Origin of the sequence: Pseudoalteromonas sp. (genome assembly GCF_041629635.1) — a bacterium.
In the GTDB taxonomy this organism is placed as follows: Bacteria; Pseudomonadota; Gammaproteobacteria; order Enterobacterales; family Alteromonadaceae; genus Pseudoalteromonas.
In genome coordinates, this window is the sequence record NZ_JBFKMX010000118.1 from 1 (window position 1) to 11,089 (window position 11,089).

An 11,089-nucleotide genomic window follows, 5' to 3' on the forward strand; every position below is an offset into this window, starting at 1 on the left:
CCAAGTGCTTATTTTTGATGGTTCTTATTTATTGGGTATGGGTCCTCGAACACCACAAGCGGTAGCTGAGCTTGCATCAAAGCTTCACCCAAATGCGCAGCTTCCTTATGGTTATCAATTCAGCGCCTTACAAAGTGCACCAAAAACTAAGTCTTTGTAAATGTTAGTGCTTAATCAGTCACTTATCCCGGAACAAACCGCTCGAAAACTGTTAATTTGTTTTCTTATGGTGAGTTCAGCTAGCGTAGCCCTATTTGCTTTGGCGTTTGGCGGTGTAGATATTGAGTTAGCACGACTATTCGCAATTTTATCAAACCCAGATGCGACAAGTTTAGAACACGCTGTTATTTGGCAAATACGTTTGCCACGCTTGGTGTTAGCTATGTTTGTCGGCGCTGGTTTGGCGGCATGTGGCGCTGCAATGCAAGCAATCTTCAGGAACCCACTCGCCGACCCAGGTTTAATTGGCATTTCAAGTGGCGCTGCATTGGGTGCCATTGCGACTATTGTTCTTGGCTCAACACTACTTAGTGGCTTTGTTGAAAACTACGGTATTTACGCAGTGCCTCTTGGTGCATTTATAGGTTGCCTTGCAATTTGCGCGATTATTTATCGCCTTTCCAGTAATGGTAATCGTTTTACCATCGTAAGTCTGTTACTGGCAGGCATTGCCGTTAACGCGATTGTTGGCGCCGTGATTGGAATTTTGACAATGATCAGTTCCGATGAACAACTGCGGGATCTGACATTTTGGAGCATGGGTTCGCTTGCTGGTAATAGCTTTAAGATGATCGTTCCTGCTTTATGTTTAATTGTGCTGTGTTGTATTGGTATTGCTAGATTAGCACAGCCATTAAACCTCTATTTACTTGGTGAGCAGCAAGCAAAACATTTGGGCATAAATGTTATTTCCCTAAAAAAGCAGGTCTTTATTTATACTGCGCTTTGCACTGGTGCTGCTGTGGCAATTACAGGCATTATTAGCTTTATTGGCTTTATCGTACCGCATATTGTGCGCTTGCTATTAGGCCCTGATCATCGCTATTTATTACCTGTATCGATGTTAGGTGGCGCTATGTTACTTAGCCTCGCCGATATTTTAGCGCGCACTTTGATTTTGCCTTCAGAGTTACCAATAGGCTTAATCACCAGTGCCATAGGCGGCCCATTTTTTCTTGTAATGTTATTTAAAACCTACCGTATTAAGGAGCTATGAAATGTTACGAGGCAAAAATATTTCAATAAACATTGGTAATAAAACCTTGTTAAACAATGCATCCATCGAGGTAAAGCAAGGTGAAATGGCTGTTGTTTTAGGGCCAAATGGTGCGGGTAAATCAACCTTACTTAAAGCCTTATGTGGTGATATTGCTATTAGTGAAGGGGCTGTAAGCTATCAAGATAAAGCATTAGAAAGCTACAGCAATGATAGTTTGGCAAAAATGCGCGCAGTGCTCACGCAAAATTATGACTGCGAGTTTCCCTTTAGTGTGCAAGAAATTGTCGATATGGCGCACTATGTTCATCAAAATGATTATAGTAAATCTGAGCTTGCGGCGTTTTCAAAGCAGGCAATGGCACAATTGCATGTTGGCCATTTAGCAAAACAAGCTTTTCCGAGACTCTCTGGTGGAGAAAAGCAACGCGTGCAATTTGCTCGGGTGCTTTGTCAACTATTGCCAATTTTAGAAAAGCAAAAACCCTGTTATTTGTTAATTGATGAACCAACAGCGAGCCTTGATCTCTATCATCAGTATCAAGTGATGCATTTGGCAAAAAAAGTTGCAAAAATGGGCGCAGGCGTTGTTGCCGTAGTGCATGATTTAGCATTAGCAGCGAGTTTTGCCGACACCGCTTATTTGCTCGAAAACGGTAAAATTGTTGCTTATGGCGACCCTAAAAATGTGCTCAATGAACCTCAGTTACAAAATACTTACGGTATTTCAGCACATTTAGCAAATAGCGACGGTTTTTTACCTAACTTACGTGTTGCCGCGCACTTTGGCTAAGTTTTAGCTATTTGGGGCAAGTTTGAACTCTGCCCTATTCACCTACTTTCATTTAATAAAATAAGCCCATAGTTAGTTCGCTTATCCTGTAACAACTTAAATAGTTTACATCCATGAAGGCATTTCGTTTATTGCACACAATCACCTTTATATACTGGCCGAGCTTGTCTTAGTCTGAGAGATAAAACCAATAAACCATCAATTAAAGTATCGCTAAGCTTTTAAAGGTCGAATCAAGCCAGTTGAACTTAGATGCATAATGCAATTCCTGACTCCGTTGGTGCAGAACTGACTCATTGGTTAGCAATGTTATCTGCCCTAAACAAAGAAATACCAAGTTAAAAAAACTAGGCTGAGAACCTTGATTATCACACTAAGGCGCGCTTCCTAAATTGACAAGTCAGCTCTAAAGTTATTAGCATGCAGTTTGAGTTCTTTTGTGTAGCACACTGTTAATGAAATATCTTGCCGTACTATTCATCGCTTTTTTCTATTGCCCAAAAAGTTGGACGACTCCCGCTAACATAGAGAGCACGTGTCAAATTAATCCTAATCAGTGTTTAACATTATTAGAAGAGAGTTTAAATAAAGGTGTCGAGCCAAAAACATCAGAATGGTACCGCTTCAAATTTTTACAAATCCAAGCTTTATTTGAACTTGAACAAGCGCAACCACTCACCAAAGTACTCAATGAGCTAAATTCAAAATCATCCCTACCGACTTTTTTGCAACTTAAGGTTTATATTTTAAGTGCTAAATATGCGATGTTTAGAAATAACGTGCAAGACTTTGAATTATATAAGTCAAAAACATTTAACTTAATGAAAGAGTTAAATTTGGATACGCTCGATCCATATTCACTGATTGAGTATGCAAATTTTCATATTTATTTAAAAGATTACCAAACAGGCATCGATCTCTTATTACCTTTGGAGCTGAAATTCAGAAATCACCCAAATAGTGAACTAAAAAAAACGATTTATACCAATCTTGGCAATATGCATGCACTACAGAAAGCGCATAAAAATGCTTTTCAATACTTTCAGCTCGCATTTGAAAACGCGCAATTGTCTTTAAATAAACACTATGCGTTAATGACTCATTACAACGTAGCTCGCAGCCACCAGATGCTTGAGATGCACAACGAAGCTGAACAAATTTTCTTAGCTGTATTATCCGCAGAAAAAACGATTGGGCACCCTACTATCAAGAATTTATGCCACTATCGCTTAGCCATTTACTATAGTGAACAAAACAACCAATCGAAGTTAAAGACACACCTTAAGCAGGTTGACCCGACTAAACTTTCCTCAGCGTTATTGAAAGAATACCAGCACTTAATAACCGCTAAATAAGATGCCGCTAGAGGTTAGTGAGCCCATTAAGACACCCTAGCCCTAAACAAAAGGGGTCAACCATGCTTACCCAAGCCAAGGGCGTAGTTTTATTCTCTCTTTCAAAAGAGCAATAAACTCTTTTGTGCGTAAACTACGAGCACTTGGCTCAGTCCCTAATAAAGCCACAATTTCTGCTGCCTGTAATGTATAGTCGGGAAGCAGTTTGACCAACCTTCCAGCAGCAATATCAGGAGCTAAGTCCCATTCTGAACGATAAATAATGCCCTGCCCATCTAACGCCCATTGTTTCGTCACTCTGCCATCATTACTCGCCAATCTTGGAATAACTCTAATGGCCTGGTCTTGCTTTGTTTTCGCATGTTGAAATCGCCAAAGAGAAACATCTTCAGCATTCTCTCTAAGCACAATACAATGGTGATTACGCAGTTCTTGAGGGGTGCTTGGCATGCCGTATTTCTCTATATAACTAGGCGCTGCACATAACAAACGTTGATTTTTTGCGAGGGTCGTTAACTTGAGGGAAGAGTCTCTAAGCTCACCGATATAAACCGTAATATCCCAATGCTGACCGTCTGCATAATTGGGCGCATCTGACAACATTAATTCAACAGTCACTTTTGGATGTTTAGTTTGAAATTCACTGATTAACGGCGCAACGTATTGCTGGCCAAAGCTAATTGATGACAAAACCCTAAGACATCCCGACATTTCAGTTTGATGTAGTGAGAGAGCTTCATGTAAATCAGTAATTTCGGCAAGCACTATTTTTGCTCTTTGAGCCAACATTTTCCCTTCATCCGTAAGCGCTATTTTTCTCGCATGCCGTTCTACTAGCTTTATGTTCAACTTACTCTCAATGAGTTGTAGTCGCTGAGTCACCGTTGGTGGAGTGACATTTAAAAATCGAGCAGCAGCAGCTAAAGAGTTTTGCGTTGCAATAACACTAAAAAAATGTAAGTCATCACTGTTTATCATTAAGTACAAACCTAATCATAGAGTTACTTTTCATTAATGTTATGCGAACAAAATTCTAGTTACAATCCTTTAAAAGCTTAATAACACGCAACTGACCTAGCATTCAAAACCTTACCCAAGTGAATATGAAACTAACTAGGTGAACATAATAATTAAAGGAACGTCATGGAACTAACGCAACTTACACTCGAAATATTAATGTTTTTGTTTTTCGTCGCGCTGATCGCAGGATTTTTAGATACCTTAGCCGGTGGAGGTGGCTTGTTAACAGTCCCTGCATTAATGATTAGTGGCATCCCTCCAATAACCGCATTGGCAACAAATAAGTTTCAGTCTACATTTGGAACTGCAACAGCAAGCTTAATGATGCTACGCAATAAACGTATTCATTGGCAACACATTAAACCGTTGATGCTAGCAGCTTTTGTCGGATCAGTAATCGGTACAATAGTTGTGCAATTTATCAATACCAGCGCTCTCAATTTCATTATCCCAATTGTTATTTTGAGCATCGCGATTTACTTTCTGCTCACACCAGCAGAAACAAATGAGCTAACTAAGCCAACCTTGTCTGAAAGTAAATATAAAAGATACGTAATACCCGCAATTGGTTGCTACGATGGTATATTTGGTCCTGGCACCGGATCCTTCTTTACTCTTGCGGGTCGTTCTTTGCGTGCACAACCATTTCTTCAAGCAACTGCTATCGCTAAACCACTTAACTTTGCAACTAATTTTGCGTCACTGATTGTTTTTATATTTGCTGGAAAAATAATGTGGCTGGCGGGGGGGGGCATGGTTGTCGGTCAGTTTATTGGAGCTTGGTTAGGTTCACATTGCTTATTCAAAATACCTGTTAATTTACTGCGTTATATGGTGGTATTTATTTGCGTGTCAATGTTAATTAAATTTATGTATTCATTGAATTTATGACGAACAAATTACAAATAAAAATGACAAAGCCACCCATCGTAACTAAATCAAATAAAGTAGGTGTCATTGTTATTCGATTCATATGACTAACTTAACGAACCAAACAGAAAAAGAAAAGGCTGATAAACAAAAAGCTAGCACAACAGCTAGCCTTATATGTTGCAAGGTTGAAAGGAAAATCAACGACTCTGATCCCATTGATTCTGAATTAACGAGCTTCTAAGATCTTCTGGGTGTGATCAATCCACTGGAATACTGGCACGCTCGCGTCAATGTAAAAGTCGGGTTGAATACCTTTGCTGTCTATCGCCATCTCAGGAATTCTAAAACTCTTAGATAAGCTGTAATAGAGTGTATAGTGTTTACTTGGCGACTGAACTTGATGCATATTGGAAATATCTAAAACGCCGCGGGTTGTCACACCAAACAGTTTCACTTTTTGGCTTTGCTTAGCCGCCAGTAAGAATTGTTCTGCGGTGCTGCCATTTCGATTATCAATTAATACACCGACACGTCTAGGTAGTGGATGCACACGATCGAAAGTTTCCACCGTAACCGTGTCTTCTTCCAAGTTAACAAACTCACCTAAGCGATTTTCTAACTTTTTATAACTTTCCTTTGCCCACGCTTTATCTTCGTCGCTAAAGTTGTCATCTTCCATAAACTTCAACATTCGAGAGTTATTTAGTGTTGTAGACAAAAACTCAAGGCCAATAGTGCGGATAGGATTAGTATAAATAATTGGCAATATCTCTTCATAGCTAACATCACTGCCACCGCCATTACCACGTATATCGATAATTAAATTTTCCGTCTGAAGAATGGTGTCTAAATTATTTTTTATAACCTTATCGATGTCTTTTTTAAAACTATGATCAAATGAAGGAATTCTAAGCATTACGGTTTTATTTGATAAAACCTCAAATAATGGTTGGCGTACCGCCATAAGTTTCACGTATTGAGAAACCTCAGGGGCGCTCGCAGTTTTTGCATTCTGACGTGAAAGCGTGAGCCAATTTTTACCTAACACTAAATGGTTTTTATCTAGATTACTTACCGAGTCAATAGACCGTAAGGAATGATCTGCCATGTAGTAGCTCACTTTATGTGTACCATTACCGCTAGCATGAATTGTGAATTTAATTTGCCCTTTCTTCCAGCTCGCGTTGCTCGACTCAATAACGTAAGCGTTATAATCATTACCCTCTTTTTTCAACGAAAGTTTATAGCCTGAAAATGTCCAAATCCCCTCCCAGTTCTCCTCTTTTTTAGTTTCAAGATACTGACTAAAAGCTAATTCATTAAAGTCATGAATTTTAGACGTTTCATTTTGTGACCCTTCGCCATCAACATTAAGGCCAATACCAATATGTCCATCACGAAAAAACGACAACCATCCCTGTAATTGTTGATGGCATTCAGTTGCTGAACGACTATTTTTAACGGCGTTAAGGTATTCAGTATTGTGACTTTTATAGCTGTTTTCACCTTTAGTAGAAACAGCGTATTCAAAACCTGCATCATTATTTTCAAACGTTGTTTTGAGCCACTCGAATTCACTCTCACAGTCAAGTGTGTTTGCCATTGCTGTTAATGGTAAAAGAAGTGTAATAAACGCAAGTTTTTTCATTAATATTCAAGTCCTTATTATTGGAATTTTCCGATTTTAGTAGTCCATTGAGTGGGCAGATTACCTAATTTAAAGCACCTATACAAATAGAAACCGAAAAAACGAATAAACAAAAAGCTAGCGCGAAAACTAGCTTTTCATGAAAGAAGTTAGATAGGAAAATCAACGACTCTGACCACATTGATCGCCCAAACTAAATCAAATTAGAGTGGGTGTCTTTGTTATTGCTTTTTATTGGCGTGTCAAATCATATTGGCTCTCTTTGAAACAAAAAACACCTTAGTGACTGATTGATTTTTATACAAAAATTACAAAGAACAACTATAAAACCAGCCAATACTTTGCAACCCTTTAAGTGTTTTGCTAAGAGGATAAACTAAATGTTACAAATCAATTAAGTGTCAAAAACAGTTTCATATTGACTGGTAGTTTGATTCCTGTAAATTTAGCAGCTTAATGGATAAGCACATGTTTTAAAAGCAATTACAAGGTTTTATTATGTATCAAAGGACTTTGATTAAGTTTATTTTATTTACAACTCTATTCGGTTTAGTCGCTTGTGGCGGTAGTAGTAAAAAACCAAAACTACAGGTAAATAGCTCACCAATTGTTAACGCCGGTGCTGATTTTCATGTTAATGAGACCAATGAAGTAAATCTACTTGCAACAGCTTCTGATCCTGACGGCTCAATTACAACAATTAATTGGCAACAAACCGCAGGCCTTCAAGTAGAACTATTAAACAGTAATAGCTTAACACCATCATTTGTCGCGCCTACAGTTGCTGTAGGTGAACAGCAAACTCAAATAACCCTTCAAATAACGGTAACAGATAATCAAGGAGCTTCGTCCTCTGATGATATCACTATTACAATCAACGCTGTAAACGAACCACCGCTTGTTAATGCAGGTAATGACATTCAAGTTAATGAGACCAATGAGGTAAATCTACTAGCTACAGCTTTTGATCCTGACGGCACGATTACAACAATTAATTGGCAACAAACCGCAGGTCTTCAAGTAGAACTATTAAACAGTAATAGCTTAACACCATCATTTGTCGCGCCTTCAGTTACTGTAGGTGAACAGCAAGCTCAAATAACCCTTCAAATAACGGTTACGGATAATCAAGGGGCTTCGTCCTCCGATAATATCACTATTATAATCAACGCTGTAAATGAACCACCGATTGTTAATGCAGGTGAAAATATTGAAGTCAATGAAAAAGAAATGGTTGAAATTACAGCTACCGCAAGTGACGATGATAATAAAATAAAATCTATCTTATGGCAGCAAATTTCAGGAACACCTGCTTCAATTGATGACATTAATAGTTTAAAACTTTCCTTTGTTGCACCTAGCATTCCATTATCTCAGCAGCAAGATAAACTCCTTTTCCGAATAATGGTAACAGATGAGTTAGGCTTAACAGCGGAAGATGACATTGTTGTTACCGTTAATCCTTTAAGTCGTAAGCCAATTGCCAATGCTGGAACTGACAAAACTTATTTATTAAGTGAGTTGATCCACCTTGATTGCTCTTTGAGTTCAGATCCTAATAATTACCAGCTTTCATATAACTGGCAACAAACGCAAGGGGATGAAATTGTAATAGAAAAGGCAACTAGCTGTAATCCAAGCTTTACTTTACCTAACCAACCTTCACAAATAGACGTGATGTTAACTGTTACGAACGAATTAGGATTAGCATCTCAAGATACAGTGAGAATTACAACGCGAGAATATCAAGGTAATTTAAATGAAATTGGGCAAGATAAAGTAATTTTACAGAGCAAATTAAACTCAAATGGTATTTATCACCTTTCATTAAACCCTGAAAAAGAAATCGCTTTTGTATCTGATAGCAATATATTAACTGCTGTTGATATTTCAGAACCGTTTGATTTGAAACCTCACCCTTGGCAAGGTACTTCAGGAACCTGCCAATCCAGTTTTAGCCAAGATAATTTTTTGGTTGCAAGTTGTGTTAACGAGCTTCGCTTTTTTGATATTACTGATTTACATAACATCCAATTGGTGAGTACAGTCAAAACAAATGGCTCATTTAACAATTTTGTATTGTCAGGAAATCTTCTAATAGCATCAGCTCCAAGAAATATTGGCTCTAACCAAGCAGACCGTATTGTTGCTCTGGATATTTCAAACTTAAGCAATCCGCTTTTTTTGGATATTTCGACAATAAATAACGTTTTTGATGCTAACGATGCCTGGGTATCTGGTCTTGCAATCAAAGGTCAAACCCTTTTCACCGCAGCAAGTGATGGAATGCTAAGAGCTTTTGATATATCAAATATTGAATCGACTAACCTTATAGCTACATTAGATTTAGAGGTTCCCCTTGGTGAAGTAGCGTTAACAGGAAAAAGTTTGTCTGTCGCTGCAACAACAAAAGGTGTTGTGCTAGTTGATATAACTGAATCAAGTAATCCGAGTATCGCAGGAAACATTATGGCCCCCCATGGGGCATACAACCTATCTCAAAATGCGAATGTACTGAGTGTTGCCAGTACTAGTTTTAATGAAATCATGTTTTTTGATATTAGTAATTTAAATTCACCAATTTTAATTGGTAAAAGAACTGAAGCATTTAGAGGAGTAGATCTTTTCTTACAGAATGATACTTTATTCTATGTAGATAGCAGCTTAGCAGCATTAATGAGCCAAGATATATCTAATTTATCTGGCTTAGCTGGTGTTGAAATCATGCCTAGCGCAAGAGCAAAAATTAGTAGTATTGCTGCCAGTAATGACAAGTTATTTTTTTCAAGTGACAATAATCGATTAGTATCGGCGAGTATAACGAATAATAATAACCTAGCTATAAAAGCCTCGTTAGATGTTTCTCAAGCAAACCATATTACACTGATAGATAATCAGCTCTTCTTAGCAGCAAATGATAATTCATTGAAACTAGTCGATGTGAATGATGAAAATCAGTTGACCTTAATATCGGAATTGCAAGTTGATGAGGCTATTTCAGCAATAATCCCTCATGCTAATAATATAGTGATTAGTGAAGGTAACAGTAAGCTCCAATTACTCGATGTTTCAAAACCCGAGGTTATCAAACCAATCTCTGAATTAATTCTGAATACAGGTCAAGCAATCGGAGATATTGATTCAAATGACTTATCAATTATCACAGCAACACAAGATAACTCTTCAATAATTCAATTAAATTCCAGCGGCGAATTAGAATCAATTGCCAATATTTCTTTTGACTTAGCTCCAGATGAAGATGGATGGGAATATAACTCTGTTGTTATATATAAAAATTATGCGTATCTTTTAGCAAAATACTATGGCCTTCGCATTCTTGATATTTCCAATCCAAGATCTCCTAAATCGGTTAAATCAATTCCAGACATATCGGGAAGTCAATTAGAGTTAATTGACAATAAACTGTTTGTTATTGACCCTTTTAGCGGAGTGTCTATTTACGGCTTAGACGAACCTACTAAACCACGTCAATTATCGAGCTACTTAACTCGAAATTCTATCTATAAAGTCGCAATTGACAGTGAAAAAGTTTACAACTTAGAGCGAGAACGAACAGCTCATCATGATTGGACATTTTGGCCTCTAAAAGAAACTTTTTCTTTAGTTGACTTTACAAAGTCAATAAAGCTTAAACAGTCATATTCGCTAGTTAATACAGACTCAAATTTATCTTATGATGCAACATGGCAATTAGATGGTCCGGTAAAATTAGTTTGTATCGTAACAGGTGGTAGTTGCTCAGTTGAACAAGATACTGCTAGCAAAACAGCTAAGATAATTTGGCAAATACCCAGTGATGCAGGTGATCACCTTATTTCAGTATTACTTGCTAATTCAAACTTTTATGATGTAGCTGAAGACAGCGTTATTGTTGAATAATCAATTAAATTTTAAGGTTTACCAACTGCACCATAAAATGCTTTGGTAAATTGAGTTGTGAGTTTTAACCAACTTTCAGGGTCTATTGATAAACGGGTCAATAAATGTGGTGTGACGTTAGGGATTGATCCTCGTTTATCCTTTCGAAGAATGCACCCGTCAGATCAATGGTCATGGGGTCACCCATTTGGTTTTTGGCCATGCATAGACTTTAGCAACACAGCCACACAATGACATGATGACATTTTGATTTATTTTTAACCAAAACGTTATGCCGTTGTCAC

The 11,089-nt window shown here is 37.8% G+C and carries 7 protein-coding genes; 5 read left to right on the forward strand and 2 right to left on the reverse strand.

What is annotated here, in order from left to right; all coding sequences use genetic code 11:
* Window positions 1-160 precede the first annotated feature (160 nt).
* The 3 genes from ABYD77_RS14670 to ABYD77_RS14680 all read left to right on the forward strand — a co-directional run bounded on the left by ABYD77_RS14670 (window position 161) and on the right by ABYD77_RS14680 (window position 3,364).
* Entirely contained in the window at window positions 161-1,216 is a 1,056-nt protein-coding gene (locus ABYD77_RS14670; RefSeq protein WP_372770867.1) for a FecCD family ABC transporter permease, read from the forward strand.
* 1 nt (window position 1,217) lies between these two features.
* Window positions 1,218-2,009 carry a heme ABC transporter ATP-binding protein gene (locus ABYD77_RS14675; RefSeq protein WP_372770868.1) on the forward strand — a complete coding sequence of 264 codons (792 nt, stop codon included), beginning with the start codon at window positions 1,218-1,220 and terminating at the stop codon, window positions 2,007-2,009.
* A 455-nt stretch (window positions 2,010-2,464) separates the two neighbouring features.
* On the forward strand, window positions 2,465-3,364 hold the full coding sequence (locus ABYD77_RS14680) for a tetratricopeptide repeat protein (protein WP_372770869.1): 900 nt from the start codon (window positions 2,465-2,467) through the stop codon (window positions 3,362-3,364).
* A 66-nt stretch (window positions 3,365-3,430) separates the two neighbouring features.
* Here the strand turns inward: ABYD77_RS14680 and ABYD77_RS14685 are convergent, their stop codons facing one another.
* The gene (locus ABYD77_RS14685; RefSeq protein ID WP_372770870.1) at window positions 3,431-4,342 is read right to left on the reverse strand and encodes a LysR substrate-binding domain-containing protein; all 912 of its coding nucleotides are present in this window, start codon (window positions 4,340-4,342) and stop codon (window positions 3,431-3,433) included.
* 165 nt (window positions 4,343-4,507) lie between these two features.
* Here ABYD77_RS14685 and ABYD77_RS14690 point away from each other — a divergent pair, with 165 nt between their 5' ends.
* Window positions 4,508-5,275 (forward strand): TSUP family transporter, encoded by a 768-nt coding sequence (locus ABYD77_RS14690; RefSeq protein ID WP_372770871.1) that lies wholly within the window; start codon window positions 4,508-4,510, stop codon window positions 5,273-5,275.
* Window positions 5,276-5,483: 208 nt separating this feature from the next.
* Here ABYD77_RS14690 and ABYD77_RS14695 read toward each other — a convergent pair whose 3' ends face one another.
* Window positions 5,484-6,905 carry a S41 family peptidase gene (locus tag ABYD77_RS14695; protein ID WP_372770872.1) on the reverse strand — a complete coding sequence of 474 codons (1,422 nt, stop codon included), beginning with the start codon at window positions 6,903-6,905 and terminating at the stop codon, window positions 5,484-5,486.
* 498 nt (window positions 6,906-7,403) lie between these two features.
* Here ABYD77_RS14695 and ABYD77_RS14700 point away from each other — a divergent pair, with 498 nt between their 5' ends.
* Window positions 7,404-10,805: an Ig-like domain-containing protein gene (locus ABYD77_RS14700; protein WP_372770873.1), complete on the forward strand. Its 3,402-nt coding sequence runs from the start codon at window positions 7,404-7,406 to the stop codon at window positions 10,803-10,805.
* Window positions 10,806-11,089 lie beyond the last annotated feature (284 nt).